Annotated in this window: 17 protein-coding genes; 7 read left to right on the forward strand and 10 right to left on the reverse strand. The window is 74.3% G+C overall.

Features of this window, described 5'->3' with window-relative positions; genetic code table 11:
• Nucleotides 1–6 precede the first annotated feature (6 nt).
• The 4 genes from ACI79T_RS04940 to ACI79T_RS04955 all read right to left on the reverse strand — a co-directional run bounded on the left by ACI79T_RS04940 (nucleotide 7) and on the right by ACI79T_RS04955 (nucleotide 4,947).
• Nucleotides 7–1,893: a penicillin-binding transpeptidase domain-containing protein gene (locus ACI79T_RS04940; RefSeq protein WP_456608935.1), complete on the reverse strand. Its 1,887-nt coding sequence runs from the start codon at nucleotides 1,891–1,893 to the stop codon at nucleotides 7–9.
• 30 nt (nucleotides 1,894–1,923) lie between these two features.
• A complete protein-coding gene (locus ACI79T_RS04945) occupies nucleotides 1,924–2,775 on the reverse strand; it encodes a GNAT family N-acetyltransferase (protein ID WP_456608936.1) in 852 nt (283 codons plus the stop codon).
• 2 nt (nucleotides 2,776–2,777) lie between these two features.
• Nucleotides 2,778–3,938: a flavodoxin-dependent (E)-4-hydroxy-3-methylbut-2-enyl-diphosphate synthase gene (ispG, locus tag ACI79T_RS04950; RefSeq protein WP_456608937.1), complete on the reverse strand. Its 1,161-nt coding sequence runs from the start codon at nucleotides 3,936–3,938 to the stop codon at nucleotides 2,778–2,780.
• 76 nt (nucleotides 3,939–4,014) lie between these two features.
• Nucleotides 4,015–4,947, reverse strand: a complete 933-nt coding sequence (locus tag ACI79T_RS04955) for a LysR family transcriptional regulator (RefSeq protein WP_456608938.1) — start codon at nucleotides 4,945–4,947, stop codon at nucleotides 4,015–4,017.
• A gap of 71 nt (nucleotides 4,948–5,018) precedes the next feature.
• Between ACI79T_RS04955 and ACI79T_RS04960 the strand changes: the two genes are divergently transcribed.
• A complete protein-coding gene (locus ACI79T_RS04960) occupies nucleotides 5,019–5,924 on the forward strand; it encodes an EamA family transporter (RefSeq protein ID WP_456608939.1) in 906 nt (301 codons plus the stop codon).
• On the opposite strand, the gene ACI79T_RS04965 is transcribed toward ACI79T_RS04960, so the two are convergent.
• Both ACI79T_RS04965 and dxr read right to left on the reverse strand, forming a co-directional pair.
• A complete protein-coding gene (locus tag ACI79T_RS04965) occupies nucleotides 5,908–7,278 on the reverse strand; it encodes a M50 family metallopeptidase (RefSeq protein ID WP_456609302.1) in 1,371 nt (456 codons plus the stop codon). The genes ACI79T_RS04960 and ACI79T_RS04965 overlap by 17 nt on opposite strands.
• A 1-nt stretch (nucleotide 7,279) precedes the next feature.
• Entirely contained in the window at nucleotides 7,280–8,476 is a 1,197-nt protein-coding gene (gene dxr / locus ACI79T_RS04970) for a 1-deoxy-D-xylulose-5-phosphate reductoisomerase (protein ID WP_456608940.1), read from the reverse strand.
• A 283-nt stretch (nucleotides 8,477–8,759) separates the two neighbouring features.
• Here dxr and ACI79T_RS04975 point away from each other — a divergent pair, with 283 nt between their 5' ends.
• Genes ACI79T_RS04975 through ACI79T_RS04985 form a run of 3 tightly spaced genes read left to right on the forward strand, consistent with a single transcriptional unit; the run spans nucleotide 8,760 to nucleotide 11,076 of the window.
• Complete coding sequence (locus ACI79T_RS04975) at nucleotides 8,760–9,725, forward strand: hypothetical protein (RefSeq protein WP_456608941.1); 966 nt, start codon at nucleotides 8,760–8,762, stop codon at nucleotides 9,723–9,725.
• A gap of 2 nt (nucleotides 9,726–9,727) precedes the next feature.
• Nucleotides 9,728–10,717 (forward strand): LCP family protein, encoded by a 990-nt coding sequence (locus ACI79T_RS04980; RefSeq protein ID WP_456608942.1) that lies wholly within the window; start codon nucleotides 9,728–9,730, stop codon nucleotides 10,715–10,717.
• A gap of 56 nt (nucleotides 10,718–10,773) precedes the next feature.
• Nucleotides 10,774–11,076 (forward strand): DUF2631 domain-containing protein, encoded by a 303-nt coding sequence (locus tag ACI79T_RS04985; RefSeq protein WP_456608943.1) that lies wholly within the window; start codon nucleotides 10,774–10,776, stop codon nucleotides 11,074–11,076.
• A 72-nt stretch (nucleotides 11,077–11,148) separates the two neighbouring features.
• On the opposite strand, the gene ACI79T_RS04990 is transcribed toward ACI79T_RS04985, so the two are convergent.
• Both ACI79T_RS04990 and rlmN read right to left on the reverse strand, forming a co-directional pair.
• The gene (locus ACI79T_RS04990; RefSeq protein ID WP_456608944.1) at nucleotides 11,149–11,865 is read right to left on the reverse strand and encodes a VIT1/CCC1 transporter family protein; all 717 of its coding nucleotides are present in this window, start codon (nucleotides 11,863–11,865) and stop codon (nucleotides 11,149–11,151) included.
• Nucleotides 11,862–13,037, reverse strand: coding sequence for a 23S rRNA (adenine(2503)-C(2))-methyltransferase RlmN (gene rlmN / locus ACI79T_RS04995; RefSeq protein WP_456608945.1), 1,176 nt, complete (start codon nucleotides 13,035–13,037; stop codon nucleotides 11,862–11,864). Before rlmN ends, ACI79T_RS04990 begins: the two co-directional genes overlap by 4 nt.
• A 92-nt stretch (nucleotides 13,038–13,129) precedes the next feature.
• Here rlmN and ACI79T_RS05000 point away from each other — a divergent pair, with 92 nt between their 5' ends.
• Nucleotides 13,130–13,900, forward strand: a complete 771-nt coding sequence (locus ACI79T_RS05000) for a polyphosphate kinase 2 family protein (RefSeq protein WP_456608946.1) — start codon at nucleotides 13,130–13,132, stop codon at nucleotides 13,898–13,900.
• On the opposite strand, the gene ACI79T_RS05005 is transcribed toward ACI79T_RS05000, so the two are convergent.
• The gene (locus ACI79T_RS05005; protein WP_456608947.1) at nucleotides 13,897–14,547 is read right to left on the reverse strand and encodes a TrmH family RNA methyltransferase; all 651 of its coding nucleotides are present in this window, start codon (nucleotides 14,545–14,547) and stop codon (nucleotides 13,897–13,899) included. The genes ACI79T_RS05000 and ACI79T_RS05005 overlap by 4 nt on opposite strands.
• A 17-nt stretch (nucleotides 14,548–14,564) precedes the next feature.
• On the opposite strand from ACI79T_RS05005, the gene ACI79T_RS05010 reads away from it, so the two are divergent.
• Both ACI79T_RS05010 and ACI79T_RS05015 read left to right on the forward strand, forming a co-directional pair.
• Nucleotides 14,565–15,125 (forward strand): DUF952 domain-containing protein, encoded by a 561-nt coding sequence (locus ACI79T_RS05010; protein WP_456608948.1) that lies wholly within the window; start codon nucleotides 14,565–14,567, stop codon nucleotides 15,123–15,125.
• Complete coding sequence (locus ACI79T_RS05015; protein ID WP_456608949.1) at nucleotides 15,113–15,670, forward strand: GNAT family N-acetyltransferase; 558 nt, start codon at nucleotides 15,113–15,115, stop codon at nucleotides 15,668–15,670. Before ACI79T_RS05010 ends, ACI79T_RS05015 begins: the two co-directional genes overlap by 13 nt.
• Nucleotide 15,671: 1 nt before the next feature.
• Here the strand turns inward: ACI79T_RS05015 and ACI79T_RS05020 are convergent, their stop codons facing one another.
• Nucleotides 15,672–16,529, reverse strand: a complete 858-nt coding sequence (locus tag ACI79T_RS05020; protein ID WP_456608950.1) for a phosphatidate cytidylyltransferase — start codon at nucleotides 16,527–16,529, stop codon at nucleotides 15,672–15,674.
• Nucleotides 16,530–16,633: the final 104 nt, after the last annotated feature.

Raw genomic sequence — 16,633 nt, forward strand, 5'->3', positions numbered from 1 at the left:
GGCGGCTCAGCCCAGCGCGCCCAGGAACGCATCGGTCACCGCCACCGCCGCACTGCTGGACTGCCCGCCCTCGACCAGCACGGCGAAGGCGATGTCCCCGGCCGGCCCACCGAGCTGGTAGCCCGTGAACCAACCGTGCGAGTCCGGCGGGGTGTTCGTGCCGTACTCGGCGGTCCCCGTCTTGCCGTACACCTCGCCGCGGTCGGCGAGCGCCGTGGCGGTCCCCGACAGCACGACCTGCCGCATCATCGGCCGCAGCCCCTCGAGCACCCCGGCCGCCGGTCCGGCCGGCACCGGTCCCGCCGCCTCGGCGCCCACGACCTCCACCGGGGCCACCGGCGTCCCGCCGGCGATGCCTGCGGCGACGAGCGCCAGCTGCGCCGGGCTCATGAGCACCTGCCCCTGCCCGATGGCGTTGGCCGCCTTCGTCGTCCCGGTGCTGTCGCGCGGGACGCTGCCGCCGAAGATGCCGACCGGCAGGTCCCACTCCGTGCCGACGCCGTAGCCGGCCGCCGCGTCGGCCAGCGCGGCGTCGGGCAGGGCCAGCCCCTGCTGGATGAAGGTGGTGTTGCACGACTGCGCGAAGGCCTCGGTGAACGGGACGGTGCCGAGGTCGAACTGGTCCTGGTTCTCGAACTCACGGCCCTCGACGGTCGTCGTGGCGGGGCAGGGCACCGCGGTCGACGGCGTGAGCGTCCCGGCGGCCAGCAACGCCGTGGCCGTGATCGCCTTCATGCTCGAGCCGGGCGGGAACTGCCCCCGGAGGGCGTTGCCGGCGTCGGCCACCTCGTTGGAGGAGACGGCGAGGATCTCGCCGGTGCCGGGGCGGACGGCCACCAGGTGGGTGGGCCGGGACTCCCCCGCGACGGCGGCGTCCGCGGCAGTCTGGACGGCGGGCACCAGGGGCGTCTGCACCGGCTGCCCCGCGACCGGGGGGACCGAGGCGATCTCACGGCCCGTGGCACCGTCGGCCCCGGCCACCGAGACGGTGAACCCCGGCGTCCCGGTGAGCTGGTCCTGGTAGGCGCGCTGCAGACCGGACAGGCCGAGCTGATCCCCCGCGGCGTACCGGGGCTCCCCCTCCTCGGAGGTCTCCTCGATGATTTCGGCGGTCGCCGCCCCGACCCGCCCCAGCAGCGCCGCGGCGAAGCGGGCGCTCGGCGCGAGCATCCGGGTCTCGGTGGGGAACACCGCGCCGGGCAGGTCGAAGACCTGGCCCCGGATCGCCTCGAAGTCGGGACGGCGCAGGGTGATCACCGGGACGAACTGCCCGTCGGGCGCGGCCTGCACGTCGGCGGTGATCTCCTCCGGGGCGATGCCGGTGGCGGCCCCGAGCGCCGACGCCAGCGCCGGCAGGTCGGTGACCTGCGCGGGGTCGACCCCCACGTTCACCACCTCGGTCGGGGTGAACAGCGGAGCGCCCGCGGCGTCGGTGATCGGCGCACGCTCGGGGAGGCTGCGGTCGAGCTCGAGGTGCTCCCCCTCCCCCAGTTCGGGGTGGACCATCGCCGGCTCCGCGACGACCTCCCACACGTCGTCGCCCTCCCGCACCCGCAACGTGCCGTCGTAGCTCCACTCCGGAGCGGCCTCGAGGTCCCAGGTGGCGGTCCAGGCGACGGTGGCGGCGCCGTCGTCGACGGTCACCGCACCGACCTCCGCGGTCAGGTCGGCGCCCGGCAGGTCAGCGGCCGTCTGCTCGAGCAGCGCGGTGGCGGCGGCGGGATCGGTGGTCCCGGCGGCCGCGGCCGCGGTGTCCCCGGCGGCCCAGTCGTCGAGGAAGGACTCCGCGGCCAGGCGCACGTCGTCCTCGCTGCTGCCCGAACAACCGGCCAGCACCGGACCGGTCAGCACGATCAGGGCGGCGGAGAGAGCGAGACGTCGTCGTGTCGACACGGTGACAGATTGTCAGACGGAACCGACAGCTCAGAACAGGACGCTCGCGTACTCGCCCACCTCGCGGAACCCCACCCGCCGGTACGCGGCCCGGGCGCGGGTGTTGTAGTCGTTGACGTACAGGCTGACCACGGGCGCGATGACCGCGCGGGCGTACTCGACGACCGCGGCGGTGCAGGCGGTGCCGATGCCCTTCCCGCGCAGCGTCGGGGCGACCCACACGCCCTGCACCTGGCACGCCCCACGGCACACGGCACCGATCTCGGCCTTGAACAGGACCGCGCCGTCCTCGATCCACGCCAGCGACTGACCGGCCCGCACGAGCTCGTCCACCCGGGCGCGGTAGCCGGCACCCCCGTCGGTCCGCAGGGGGCTGACCCCGACCTCCTCGGTGAACATCGCGACCGCGGCCGGCAGCAGGACGTCGAGCTGGTCGGGGCGGACCGGCCGCACCCGCGGCTCCGGGGCGATCGCCGGCGGGCCGTCGATCGCCATCAGCGGCTGCCGGGGCCGGTGGTCGCGAGCCGGGCCCCACACCGGGGCGAGCAGCTCCCACATCGGCCCGACCGCGGCCGACGGGCCCACGATCGTCGAGCATCGGCGGCCGGCCCGGCGGGCCCGGTCGGCGAAGGCGACGGCGGCGGCGCGTTCGACGCCCGGCCGCGCGAACGGGATGAGGTTGGCGCCGGCCAGGCAGACGGCGTCGAGCTCCCGGCCGGTACCGATGCCCCAGAGCGGTGCGCCCAGGGCCAGCGGCGCGGTACCCGCGGCCTCGACCCGCCCGGCGATGACGCAGGCGGCGACCGGGTCGGTCGCCAGCAACCGCCGCACGGCCGGCTCGTCCGCCTCGTCCAGGACGCGGGCGCCGGGGGCGCGCAGCACGGTCAGGTGACGGTGACGACCGGGGGCCCCGAGGGCTCCCCGGCGTCGACGTGCTCGCCGGCGATCCGCATGGCCTCCTCGATCAGGGTCTCGACGATCTGCGACTCGGGCACGGTCTTGATGACCTCGCCCTTGACGAAGATCTGCCCCTTGCCGTTGCCGGAGGCCACGCCCAGGTCGGCCTCGCGGGCCTCGCCCGGGCCGTTGACGACGCAGCCCATGACGGCGACCCGCAGCGGCACCTCCATGCCCTCCAGACCGGCGGTGACCTCGTTGGCCAGCTTGTAGACGTCGACCTGGGCGCGCCCGCAGGACGGGCAGCTGACGATCTCCAGGCCCCGCTGGCGCAGGTTCAGCGACTCGAGGATCTGGTTGCCGACCTTGACCTCCTCGGCCGGCGGGGCCGAGAGGGAGACGCGGATGGTGTCGCCGATGCCCTGGCTCAGCAGCGCCCCGAAGGCGACGGCGGACTTGATCGTGCCCTGGAACGCCGGACCGGCCTCGGTCACACCGAGGTGCAGCGGGTAGTCGCACTGCGCGGCGAGCAGCTCGTAGGCGCGGACCATGATCACCGGGTCGTTGTGCTTGACCGAGATCTTGATGTCGCGGAAGTCGTGCTCCTCGAACAGCGAGCACTCCCACAGCGCCGACTCGACCAGCGCCTCGGGGGTGGCCTTTCCGTACTTGGCGAGCAACCGCCTGTCCAGGGAGCCGGCGTTGACGCCGATCCGGATCGGGGTGCCGGCGTCCTTGGCCGCCTTCGCGATCTCGCCGACCTTGTCGTCGAACTTTTTGATGTTGCCGGGGTTCACCCGCACCGCGGCGCACCCGGCGTCGATCGCCGCGAAGACGTACCGCGGCTGGAAGTGGATGTCGGCGATGACCGGGATCTGCGACTTCTTCGCGATGATCGGCAGCGCCTCGGCGTCGTCGGTGTCCGGCACGGCCACGCGCACGATCTGGCAGCCCGACGCGGTCAGCTCGGCGATCTGCTGCAGCGTCGCGTTGATGTCGGCGGTCTTGGTGGTGCACATCGACTGCACGCTGACCGGGGAGTCGCTGCCGACGCCGACGCCACCGACGTCCAGCTGGCGGGTCTTGCGCCGGGGCGCGAGGACGGGCGGGGGCGCAGCGGGCATGCCGAGGCCGACGGGGATCGCCATGCCGCCCAGTATCCCCCGCCGTGCGATCGGCGCTGGTGGCGCGGCTGTGACGTACGCGTCCGGGGAGGCCACGGCCTCAGGCCGGGTACGCGGCGGCCTCCGCCACGAGTTCGTCGAGCACCGTCCGCACCGCGCGCCGGGCGGCCTTGTCGGGGCGCGTCAGCGCCTCGATCAGCCGCCCGGCGCGGAGATCGGCCAGGGGCACCAGCGCCAGCCGCCCCTCGGCGCGCTCCCGGGTGGTGTGCCGCGGCAGCAGCGCGATGCCGTGCCCCCGGCTGACCAGCTTCTCCATCAGCGGCAGGTGCGTCGTGCGGCGTACGACGCGCACCGGCGAGCCGGCTCGCGCCGCGATCGCCGTGAGCACCCGGTCGATCGGGAACTCGGCCGGTGGGGCGATCCACGCCTCGCCGATCACGTCCCGCGGGCTCACCCGGTCCCGCCGGGCCAGCGGGTGGTCCAGGGGCAGGGCCACGTCCAGCGGCTCCCGCAGGAGCAGCCGGACGTCGATCCGGAGACGGTCGGGCGGCACCACGTCGTCGGACCGGTGCGCGACCACGATGTCGTAGTCGGCGGTGAGGGCCGCGAAGTCGTCCTGGGACACGTCCTCGTCGAAGGTCTCGAGGGCGATCGTCTGCAGGGCGGCCAGCCGGTCGAGCAGGCCGGGTACCAGCAGCTCGCCGGCCGAGTGGAACACCGCGAGGCGCACCGTGCCGCCGGCGCCGCCCCGGTAACCGGCCCAGTCCGCCTCGGCGACGGCCAGCGCGGTGGCGACGCCGGCGGCGATCCCGGCCAGCGCCCGGCCGGCGTCGGTCAGCCGCACCCCGCGACCCACCCGCTCCACGAGCGGCATCCCCACCCGTCGCTGCAGCACCTTCAGCTGCTGGGACACCGCCGACGGCGTCCGGCCGGTGGCCCGCGCCACCGCGGTCACCGAGCCGTGCTCGGCGAGCTCCCGCAGCAGCAGCAGCTGCGCGGGCTCCACCCGGTCCCAGAGCCCCGGCGTGATCATGAAGGAAAGCTACATCGACGCTTCACTACGTCGTGATTGTCCTTCACGGATGATGGCCGCAGGCTGGGCCGGTGCCGATCCGCGACCGTCTCCTCGCCTGCCTCGTCGCGGTGTGCTGGGGGATCAACTTCCCCGCGACCGCCCTGGCACTGGAGCACTTCCCGCCGCTGTTCATGGTCGCCCTGCGGTTCGCACTGGTGGCACTGCCGGCCCTGCTGCTGGTGCCCCGCCCACGGGTGCCGCTGCGCTGGCTGGTCGGCGTCGGCGTGGGCATCGGCATCCTGCAGTTCGCCTTCCTGTACCTGGGCATGGCGGCGGGGATGCCCAGCGGTCTGGCCTCGCTCGTCCTCCAGGCGTCGGCGCCGTTCACCGTGCTCCTCGCCGGGGTGTGGCTGCACGAGCGGCTGTCCGCGCGGCAGCTCGTCGGCGTGCTCCTCGCTGTCCTCGGGCTGGCCGTGATCGCCGTGCACCGGGCGCAGACCGCCGCGTGGGCGCCCGTGGTCCTCACCCTCTGCGGTGCCCTGGGCTGGGCGATCGGGAACGTCTGCAGCCGGCGGGCGCAGGCGCCCAACGCGCTGCACCTCACGCTGTGGTCCGCCACGATCCCCCCGCTGCCGATGCTGGCGCTGGCGCTCGTCGTCGAGGGCCCCGACCGCATCGGGCACTCCCTCGCGACCGCGTTCACGGCGGCGGCGCTCCCGGCGGTGCTCGGCCTGCTGTACGTCGTCGTCGTGGCGACGCTGGTCGGCTACGGGATCTGGAACACGCTGTTGTCCCGGCACCCGTCGAACATGGTGGCGCCGTTCTCCATGCTCGTGCCGGTGGTCGGCGTCCTCGCCTCGTGGCTGGCCTTCGGGGAGGTGCTCGACCCGGTGGAGCTCGCCGCCGGCGCGCTCGTCGTGGCCGGCGTCCTGGTGGCCTCCCGGCCGGCGCGCCGCGGAGCCACGCCGGCCGCGCCGATCACCCAGCCAGCCTGACCGGGTTCACGATGTCGGCGACCAGCAGCAGCAGCGACAACCCGATGAACAGACCGGCGACGGCGTAGGCGACCGGCATGAGCCGGGCGATGTCGAACGGGCCGGGATCGGGCTTGCCCCGCAGCCGCGCGACGACGGACCGCGCCTTCTCGTACAGCGCCCCGGCGACGTGCCCGCCGTCGAGCGGGTAGATCGGCAGCAGGTTGAACAGGAAGAGGACGAGGTTCATCCCGGCCAGCAGCTGGATGAAGTAGCCGATCTTCTGCGCCCCCGAGAACCCCTCGAAGGCGAAGACCTCCCCCGAGATCCGGCTGACGCCGACCACGCCGATCGGGCCGAGCGGATCGCGCTCCTCGCCGAGGAAGGCGGCGCGGAACAGCTGCGGGACCCGCTCCGGGATCTCGATCAGCCGGTCCACCGAGCGGACGACGATGTCGCCGAAGTGGCCGGGCACCTCCGTCAGCGACTGCCGCACTTCCTCGACGGCGGGCTGGATGCCGACGAAGCCGACGGTCTGCGTCGCCTCGCCTTCCTCGTCGGCGTAGACCTGGTTCTCGATCGGCGTGACGGTGAGGTCCAGCCGCTCGCCGTCCCGCTCGACGGTGAAGACGACGGGCTCGTCGGCGCTGATCCGGATGGCCTCCTGGACCTGCGTCCAGCCGACGTCGGTCTCCTGCGAGACCGGCTCGCCGTCCAGCGCGACGATGGTGTCGCCCGGCGCCAGGCCCGCGTCGCTGGCGGGGCTGCGCACCGGGAGGGCGCAGTCGGCGGCGCCCGCCTCGCAGAGCTCGCCCTCGGGGGTGATGGGGACGGAGCACGGGTTCTCCGCCGTCGCGGTGGCCGCGCCGGCGGGCAGCACGCACTCGGGGACGTCGGCGATGCGGGTGGTGATCTCCGGGATGCCGAAGCCGACCAGGAAGACGGTGAAGAAGACGACCGCCAGCACCAGGTTGTGGAAGGGCCCGGCGAACATGACGATGACCCGCTGCCACCAGGGCTTCTTGTAGAAGACCCGGTCACCGTCGCTCGGCCGGACGTCGTTGAGCGCCTGCCCACGCACCTCGGCGATGAAGCTGCGCATCCGGGTGGCGCGCTTGCTCTCGCCCTCCTCGGCCGGCGGGATCATGCCGACGATGCGGATGTAGCCGCCCAGCGGGATGGCCTTGACGCCGTACTCGGTCTCGCCGCGACGCCGGGAGAACACGGTGGGGCCGAAGCCGACCATGAACTGCGGCACGCGCATGCCGAACTTCCGCGCCCACCAGAAGTGGCCCGCCTCGTGGAAGGCGATGGAGAACATCAGGCCCAGGGCGAACAGGACGATGCCCAGGACCGTCAGCAGGATCCCGCTCAGCTCAGCCTCCGGCGATGACGCCCCGGGCGTGCTCCCGGGCCCACTTCTCCGCCGCCAGCACGTCGTCGACGGAGGTGGGGGCGCCGAGGTCCGGCGCGGCGTCGAGGGTACGCGCGACCAGCTGGACGATCCCTGGGAACGACAGGCGACCCGCCGTGAAGGCGGCGACCGCCTCCTCGTTGGCGGCGTTGTACATGGCCGGCACCACGCCACCCGCCTCGCCGGCGGCGCGGGCCAGGCGCACGGCGGGGAAGGCCTCGGAGTCCAGGGGGAAGAACTCCCAGGTGCCGGCCGTCGACCAGTCCAGCGCCGGCTGCACGTCCGGCAGCCGGTCGGGCCAGGCCAGCCCGAGGGCGATCGGCAGCCGCATGTCCGGCGGGCTGGCCTGCGCGATCGTGGCGCCGTCGGCGAAGGTGACCATGGAGTGCACGATCGACTGCGGGTGCACCACGACGTCGATGTCGGCGTAGGGGACGCCGAAGAGCAGGTGCGCCTCGATCAGCTCGAGCCCCTTGTTCACCAGGGTCGCCGAGTTGATCGTCACGACCGGACCCATGGCCCAGGTCGGGTGCGCCAGCGCCTGCTCGACGGTGACCTCGGCCAGCTCCGCGGCCGTCCTGCCCCGGAACGGCCCACCGCTCGCGGTGAGCACCAGCCGGGCGACCTCGTCGCGCGACCCGCCGCGCAGGCACTGGGCCAGGGCCGAGTGCTCGGAGTCCACGGGCACCAACTGGCCCGGCCGCGCGGCGGCGAGCACCAGTTCCCCGCCGGCGACCAGCGACTCCTTGTTCGCCAGCGCCACCGTCCGGCCGGCCCGCAGCGCCGACAGGGTGGGGCCCAGCCCGATCGAGCCGGTGATCCCGTTCAGGACGACGTCGGCCGGCCGGGCGGCCAGCTCCTCGGCGGCGCGCGGGCCGGCGAGGATCTCCGGCAGCGCGAACTCCCCCTTCGCCCAGCCGCGCTGGGACGCCGCGGCGTAGAAGGCCAGCTGCAGGTCCTGGGCGGCGGTGGCCCGGGCCACGGCGACGGTGCGCACGCGCAGCGCCAGCGCCTGCTCGGCGAGCAGCGCCACATCACCTCCGCCGGCGGCCAGCCCGGTGATGCGCAGCCGTTCGGGGTTCTGCGCGGCGACCGCCAGCGCCTGCCGGCCGATGGAACCGGTGGAGCCGAGGACGGTGACCTCGCGGGGCTGGCTCATGCGGCCATCCTGCCAATCGCCCGAGGGCCCTGAGCCCGGCCGCCGGCGATCCGCCCGGGTGAACTCAGCCGCCCGTGGAAGAGGAACACCAGACGAGCAGGTCCAGGGTCGTCAGTTATTCACATTGCGACTGGCTCGTCGTCGCCGAATCTCAGATGCACCTGACCAACGAAGGCGCCGAAAGCGGCGTGTCGAAGGCAACAAACCACAGTGCGAACGCTCCAGACTCGATACTCGCGCAGACGGCTCGGATGTCCGAGCCCCCGACACCTCGGAGCTCGCCATGACCCGCCTCACCCGCAACCGCGTCGCTGCGACGACCGGTCTCACCGCCCTCGCCAGCGTGTCCCTCGGCCTGGCCTTCGCCCCGGCCGCACTCGCCGCGCCTGCCGCGCCGACCGCACCGTCGACCGTTGTCGTCGGCGAGAAGTTCACCGTCTCCGGCGTCGACTGCGCAGCGACCAAGACGACCAAGCCGGCCATCGTCTACGTGGACGTGGTGGCCGCCGCCGACGTCGACGACCTCACGGCTGAGCCGGTGATCAGCGTGGCGGGAGAGGCGGACGGTGGCAGTTGGAGCACCGTCCTCGAGTTCCCGTCCACCGCGGCCCCCGGCGAGTACGTCGCCTTCGCCATCTGCGAGCCGTACGACGGCGGAGAGTCCGAGGACGGTACGGACTGGCTCCTGTACCCGGAGTTCTCGTTGGCACTCAAGGCGGCGCCCGTCACGAGCACCCCGACCCCGACCCCGGCGCCCGAGACCCCGGCGCCCCAGGCCTGGGGCCCGGAGACCCCGGCGCCCGTCAACCCGGCCCCGAGCGCCATCCGCGGCGTGTCGGCCAACACCCCGGGCGTCGCCGCTCAGACCACCACCGCGACGACGAAGACCGCCGTGGCCGGCGAGAAGGTCGTCAAGGTCTACAAGGGCTTCCAGGCCTACGAGTGGGTCACGCTCACCATGCACTCGACCCCGCAGGTGCTCGGCACCTTCCAGGCCGACGCCGACGGCGTGCTGACCGCGGAGTTCACCCTCGCCGAGGGCACCGAGGCCGGTACGCACACGCTGGTCCTCGAGGGCCCGAACACCTACTTCCAGGAGAGCTTCGAGGTGGCCGCCGCCTCGTCCGGCAGCCTGGCCTACACCGGCGCCAGCGTCGGCCTGCCGCTCGCCCTGGGCGCCGGTCTGCTGGTCGTCGGCGGTGGCGCGCTCGTCGCCACCCGTCGCCGCTCGGGGGCCTCGCAGGCCTGAGCATGACCTCCCCGCACGCACCGGACGCCGGCCAGGACATCCCTGGCCGGCGTCCGGCGCGTTCCGGGCCCCGCCGCCGGCGCCGGTTGCGGACGGCGCTGGTCCTGCTGGCCGCGCTGCTGGTCGCGGTGGTCGTGGACGCCGCGGTCGTCGCCGCACGGGTCGACCGGGTGGACGTCGAGCTCACGGGCGGCCCCGGGGACTCCGACGGGCGCACCTGGGTGCTCGTCGGCCTCGACTCGCGCGCCGCGCTCCCCGAGGGGGCGGACGTCCGCGACTTCGGGACGCCGGAGGCCGTGCCCGGCGCCCGGGCCGACGTCGTCGTCGTCGTGCACCAGACCGACGCGGGCACCACCGTGCTCTCGGTGCCGCGCGACGTCGTGGTCCGGACCGACCGGCGGCCGAGCCGGTTGGCGCTCACCTGGCGGCAGAGCCCTGCCACCATGATCGCCGGGCTGTGCCAGCTGGGCATCCCGACCGACCACCTGCTGACCGTCGACCTCGCCGGTTTCGCCGGCATCGTCGATGCCGCTCACGGGCTGCACCTCGATATCCCCCAGCCTGTGCGCGACGTCCAGGCCGGGCTGCAGATCGACTCCGCCGGGCGACAGCGCGTCGACGGCGCAACCGCGCTGGCACTGGTTCGCTCCCGCCACCCCGAGCATCTCGTCGACGGCACCTGGCGCCCGGCCCCGATCGATCCGGACGGGCGCGCCACCGCAGCCGGCGCCGTGCTGTCCGCCCTGGTCGACGAGGCACAGCGTGCGGTGCTGCGCCCCTGGCGGTTGCAGGGCGTCGCCTGGGCGACCTCGGGAGCCCTCGCCAGCGACCCGGCCACGTCCTTCGCCGAGCTGACCTCCCTCATCCGCGCGGACCTTGACGACGTCCGGGTGCTCCCCGTCTCCGACCCGGTGGGCTCGACGCTCGCCCGGCTGCCCACCGCGGACACCGCCGCGGCCCTCGCGGCGGCCGGTCTCGCGTGCGACGACTGACGACCCGCCGACCACCTCACCCGGTGCCCGGCACCGGGCCCTGCCAGAATGGGCGGGTGACCGAGGCATTCCACTCCCCGTCGACCCAGCGGGTCAACCAGCCCGGACGTGAGGAAGGCGTCGCCCGCGTGGGCGCGCACCCCGTCGAGCACGAGCAGCCCGAGGACTGGGGCTGGCACGGCGAGACCGGCTCGTGGGGCCAGATCGGTGGCTGGATCACCGTGGCGATCGTTCTGCTCTTCATGGTCGGCAACCACGAGGGCCGGGTCGAGGACCTGTGGATCCTCGGCATCGCCGGGACCATGGCCCTCATCCTGCTGTGGGACCTCCGCCGGAAGAAGACCGCCTGGCGCCGCTGAGCGCCGGATGCACCGAGGCCCCGCTCCCCCGTACCGGGGCAGCGGGGCCTCGTCGTTCCTCGGCCGGCGGGATCAGGTGATCGAGACGCCGATCGCCGCGCCGATCAGGTAGGTGATGCCGGCCGCCGCCGCGCCGAAGAGCAGCTGGCGCAGGCCCGCGAACCACCAGGACAGAGGGGTGAAGCGGGAAGACAGCGCCCCGGCGATCAGCAGCCCGAGCCCACCGCAGAGCAGGGCGACCCACAGCAGCGGGACCCCGAGCAGGTAGGGCAGCAGGGGCAGCAGCGCGCCGGTCCCGAAGGTGAGGAAGGACGAGACGGCCGCGGTCCTCGGCGAGGGCTTGTCCTCCGGGCTCACGCCGAGTTCCGCGACGACGTGCAGCCGCAGCGCCGTCTGCGGGTCACGGGACAGCTGCACGGCGACCTGGCGGGCCAGCCGGTCGTCCACGCCGCGGACCCGCAGCATCTCGGTGAGCTCGGCCAGCTCACCCTCCGGGTTCCGCTCGAGCTCCCGGCGTTCCTTCTCGACCTCGAGGTCCAGCTGCTCGTTCGCCGTCTTCACCGAGGTGTACTCGCCGAGCGCCATGGAGATCGCGCCGGCCACCAAGCTCGCCGTCCCGGCGAGCACGATGGCCCTCGGCGCCGCCCCGCCACCCCCGACACCGGCGACGAGCGCGGTGTTGGTGACCAGGCCGTCCATCGCGCCGAAGACCGCGGCCCGCAGCCACCCCCCGGAGACGTCGGCGTGGCTGTGCTCGTGCGCCTCCGCCGCCTCGGCGGGCGAGCTCACTCGTCCGCCTCCGCCCCCAGCGGGACGGGCGCCTCGACGCTGGGGGTGGGCAGGGCCACCGCGGGCACGCCCTCGACCTGGTCGGCCGCGGCGAGCTGCCCGCACGCGCCGTCGATGTCCTGCCCCCGGGTGTCGCGCACCGTCGTCGCCACGCCGGCGGCCCGCAGGCGGGCTACGAACTCGCGCTGCGCGGGCAGCGGGCTGGCGTCCCACGGGCTGCCCGGGGTCGGGTTCAGCGGGATCAGGTTCACGTGCGCGAGCTTCCCGGCCAGCAGCTTCCCGAGCAGGTCGGCCCGGAACGGCTGGTCGTTGACGTCGCGGATCAGCGCGTACTCCACCGAGTACCGGCGTCCGGTGCGCTGGGCGTAGGCGTCGGCGGCGTCGACGACCTCGCCGACCTTCCAGCGGGTGTTGATCGGCACCAGGGTGTCGCGCAGCTCGTCGTCGGGAGCGTGCAGGCTGACGGCGAGGGTGACGTTGCGCCCCTCCTCGGTGAGCCGGCGGATGGCCGGCACCAGGCCGACCGTGGAGACCGTCACCGAGCGCTGCGAGAGACCCAGCCCGTAGGGGGCGGTGCCGAGCAGGGCGTCGAGGGTCTTGCGCACGCGGGCGTAGTTGGCCAGCGGCTCGCCCATGCCCATGAAGACGACGTTGGACAACCGCCCCGGCCCGCCGGCGATGTCACCGTTCGCCATCGCCGCGGCGGCGTCCACGGCCTGGCCGATGATCTCGGCGGCGGAGAGGTTGCGGGTCAGCCCGGCCTGGCCGGTGGCGCAGAAGGGACAGGCCATGCCGCAGCCGGCCTGGCTGGAGATGCAGACGGTGGCCCGGTCGGGATAACGCATGAGCACGCTCTCCACGAGGGCGCCGTCGTGCAGCCGCCACAGCGTCTTGCGGGTGCGGCCGTTGTCGGCGGTCTGGTGCCGGACGACGGTCATGAGCCCGGGCAGCAGCGCCTCGCGGAGCGGCTCGCGGGCGGCGGCCGGGATGTCGGTCATCTCGGCGGGATTGGTGACCCCGCGGTAGTAGTGGCGGGCCAGCTGGTCGGCGCGGAACGCCGGCTGGCCCAGCTCGGCGACCGCCGCGCGGGCCTCCTCGCGGGTGAGGTCGGCGAGGTGGCGGGGCGGCTTGCCGCGGCGGGGGGCGTCGAAGACCAGGGGCAGGGCAGTCATGGCGTCCTCCATGCTCCCACCTCCCCCGGCCCCGGCGCGGAGCGGAGACCGAACTCACGCGGACGGGGTCGATCCCTGGCAGGGTCTGGGCCATGAGCCGGTTGGACGACGTCGACCTGAGCCTCCGTCTGGACAAGAAGGAGGGCAAGAAGCAGCTGGCCGCCGCGCAGGAGCGGCTGGTCCACCTCCGGCTGCTGCTCGGCGGTCAGATCGGGCCGGGCGAGCTCGGCCCACCGCTCCTGGCGCTGTTCGAGGGCTGGGACGCCTCCGGCAAGGGCGGGGCGATCCAGCGGCTGGTCGCCGAACTCGACTCCCGGCACGTGCGGGTGGCGCAGTTCGCCGCACCCACCAGCGACGAGAAGCGGCACCACTTCCTGTGGCGCTTCTGGCCGGTGCTGCCGGGCTGGGGCGGCATGGCCGTGCTCGACCGCTCCTGGTACGGCCGGGTGCTCGTCGAGCGGGTGGAGGGCTTCGCCTCGGAGGAGGCCTGGCAGCGGGCGTACCAGGAGATCGTCGACCTGGAGACGACGCTGGCGGCCGAGGGCACGGTGCTCGTCAAGTTCTGGATGCACGTCTCCCCCGAGGAGCAGCTGCACCGCTTCGAGTCCCGTCGCACGGACCCGTACAAGGCGTGGAAGCTCACCGAGGAGGACTGGCGCAACCGGGAGAAGCGCGGCGAGTACGAGGCGGCGGTGGAGGAGATGCTCGAGCGCACCGACACCCCCGTGGCGCCGTGGCACGTCATCCCCGCCGACGACAAGCGGTGGGCGCGGGTGGCCGTCGTCCGGACGGTGTGCGAGGCGATCGAGGCGGCGCTGCGCGCACGCGGGATCGACCCCGACCCGCCGCTGGAGCGCGACTAGCTGCTCGCGGCCGGGCCGGCGTGCTGCCGGATCCAGGCGTGCATGGCGATCCCGGCCGCCACGCCGGCGTTGATCGACCGGGTGGAGCCGAACTGGGCGATCGACACGGTCAGCTCCGCGCCCGCGCGGGCCTCCGGGGTCAGCCCGGGCCCCTCCTGGCCGAACAGCAGCACGCACCGCTCCGGCAGGACGGCGGTCTCGATCGGAACGGCGCCGGGCCCGTTGTCGACGGCCACGACGGCGAGCCCCTGCGCCGTCGCGTGCGCCAGCAGGCCGCCGACGTCGGCGTGGTGGCGCAGGTGCTGGTACCGGTCGGTGACCATCGCCCCCCGCCGGTTCCACCTCCGCCGGCCGACGACGTGCACCTCGGCGGCGAGGAAGGCGTTGGCGGTGCGGACCACGGTGCCGATGTTCAGGTCGTGCCCGAAGTTCTCGATGGCGACGTGGAACGCGTGCCGGCGCCGGTCGAGGTCGGCCACGATCGCCTCGACGGTCCAGTAGCGGTACCGGTCGACGACGTTGCGCCGGTCGCCCTCGGCCAGCAGCTGCGGGTCGAAGCGCGGGTCCTCCGGCCAGGGCCCCTCCCACGGCCCGACGCCGACCGTCGTCCCCCAGTCGGTGGGGCCCGGAAGCTGATCGTCGGTCACCCGGGCAGGATCGCAGGGTGGCTGAAGACGTCTACGTCCACCTGATCGAACCTGCCGCGTGGCGGGCGGCGCTGGGCCACGGTGCCGTGCGGCCGCCGTCGCTGGAGTCGGCCGGCTTCGTGCACCTGTCGAGGCCGGAGCAGGTGCACCTGCCCGCCGACCGGCTCTTCCCCGGCCGCCGTGACCTCGTGCTGCTCGTCGTCGACCCGTCGCGGCTGACCGACCCGGTGCGGTACGAGCCCGGGCACCCCGAGGACCCGGACGGCGAGCTGTTCCCCCACCTGTACGGTCCGCTGCCGACCAGCGCGGTCGTCGCCGTCGTCCCCTACCGCCTCCCGGCGTCGCCGCGGCTGCCCGCCCCCGGGGACGCGCTCGGCCGGGCGCTGGCGCTCTACGCCTCGCTCCCGGTCCGGCGGGCCGTGGGTGTGGGTGACGTGCCCGGCGGCGTGGTGGTGCTCGACCCCGACTTCCCGCATTCCCGGGACAACAACCGGCTGGTCCTGACCGGACCGGTCGACGCCGCCACGGTGGAGGCCACCGCCGCCGACGTGGGCGGCAACGCCGGGTGGCCGGCCTGACCGCGGCGCTGCTGTGGCCCGGCGCAGCAGACGTCGCGGCCGAGCTGGCACGACGGGGGTGGGAGGCCGAGGAGCTGCTGCTCATGGCGCGTGCGCCCGGCCGGCTGCCGGGCGGGGAGCGCGCCGAGGTCGTGGACCAGCAGGAGGTGCACGACCTCTGGGACCGGTCGTGGCGCACGGACCTCCCCGAGGCCGGCCCGCTGCTCGACCGGGTCGTCGCCCAGCTCATCGGCCGGGAGCAGCTCAACGACCGGGTGGTCGCGGTGCGGGACGTGGTGGTCCGGGACGCCGGCCGGGTGATGGCCGGCGGGCAGCTGCGCATCGACGGCGCCACCGCTGCCGTGGAGTCGGTCATGACCGACCCGGTCGCCCGGGGTCGCGGCTACGGCGACGCCGTCCTCGCCCGGTGCCTGGACCTCGCGACGGAGGCCGGCTGCGACCTCGTCGTGCTCGAGGCCGCCGCCGACGACTGGCCGCACGAGTGGTACGCCCGGCGGGGCTTCGTCACCGTCGGCACCAGCTGGTTCGTCAGCCGGACCGCCTGAGTCAGACCGGCGCCAGCACCGTCAGCAGCAGGTAGGCCGCGGCCGCCGACGGGAGGAGCGAGTCCAGCCGGTCCATGATGCCGCCGTGCCCGGGCAGCAGATCGCCCATGTCCTTGATGCCGAGGTCGCGCTTGATCAGCGACTCGGCGAGGTCTCCCACCGTCGCGGAGACCGCGAGCGCGGCGCCGAAGACCAGGCCGCCCCACCACGGCGCGCCGAGGCCGAGGACCAGGATCGGCGTGGCCATCAGCATGCAGGTGAGCACGGAGCCGGCCATGCCCTCCCAGGACTTCTTCGGGCTGATCGAGGGCGCCATCTGGTGCCTGCCGAACATGACGCCGGCGGCGTATCCCCCGACGTCGCTGGCCACCACCGTCGCGATGAACGCCAGCACCCGCAGCGCGCCGTCGTCCGGCACGAGCAGCAGGACGGCGAAACCGGCCAGCAGCGGGACGTAGAGCGCGACCAGGACCCCGGCGGCGGCGTCCCTGCGGTACCCGACCGGCCCTCCGGCCAGCCGCCAGAGCAGCACGGCCACCGCGGTGAGCAGGAACCCGGTGAGCAGCCCCGTGGGGCCGCGCGTCCAGGCCAACGCCTCCATCGCGAAGGCACCGACGAGCAGCGGCACGAGCGGAGCGGAGTACCCGCCCTTCCCCAGCGCCCGGGTCAGCTCCACGACGGCGACGAGGATCGCGGCGACCAGCACCGCCAGGAACGCCGGCCGCCACACGAACAGCGAGGCGACGATGACACCGACCAGCCCGACGCCGACGCCGATGGCGGCCCGCAGGTTCCGCCCGGCGCGGCTCACCGGCTGCTCCGTGGTGGGCAGCTGCGCCAGCTCCTCGGGGAGCGGCATGGCCGTCGCCGTCGGGACGTCATCGGCCGGAGGCGGGTCGTCGGGAACCGGGACCGGTGCGCGCGCGGGCAGCGGCGGGAGCGGCCTGGATGCTGCACGCGGCA

The sequence above is a fragment of the Blastococcus sp. SYSU DS0619 genome, assembly GCF_054051035.1.

Excerpts from the sequence above, each read along its gene's own strand:
- ispG (WP_456608937.1), bottom strand. The coding sequence starts at position 3,938 with ATGGCGATCCCCGTCGGCCTCGGCATGCCCGCTGCGCCCCCGCCCGTC.
- ACI79T_RS04955 (WP_456608938.1), bottom strand. The coding sequence starts at position 4,947 with ATGATCACGCCGGGGCTCTGGGACCGGGTGGAGCCCGCGCAGCTGCTG.
- dxr (WP_456608940.1), bottom strand. The coding sequence starts at position 8,476 with ATGAGCCAGCCCCGCGAGGTCACCGTCCTCGGCTCCACCGGTTCCATC.
- ACI79T_RS04975 (WP_456608941.1), top strand. The coding sequence starts at position 8,760 with ATGACCCGCCTCACCCGCAACCGCGTCGCTGCGACGACCGGTCTCACC.
- ACI79T_RS04980 (WP_456608942.1), top strand. The coding sequence starts at position 9,728 with ATGACCTCCCCGCACGCACCGGACGCCGGCCAGGACATCCCTGGCCGG.
- rlmN (WP_456608945.1), bottom strand. The coding sequence starts at position 13,037 with ATGACTGCCCTGCCCCTGGTCTTCGACGCCCCCCGCCGCGGCAAGCCG.
- ACI79T_RS05000 (WP_456608946.1), top strand. The coding sequence starts at position 13,130 with ATGAGCCGGTTGGACGACGTCGACCTGAGCCTCCGTCTGGACAAGAAG.
- ACI79T_RS05020 (WP_456608950.1), bottom strand. The coding sequence starts at position 16,529 with ATGCCGCTCCCCGAGGAGCTGGCGCAGCTGCCCACCACGGAGCAGCCG.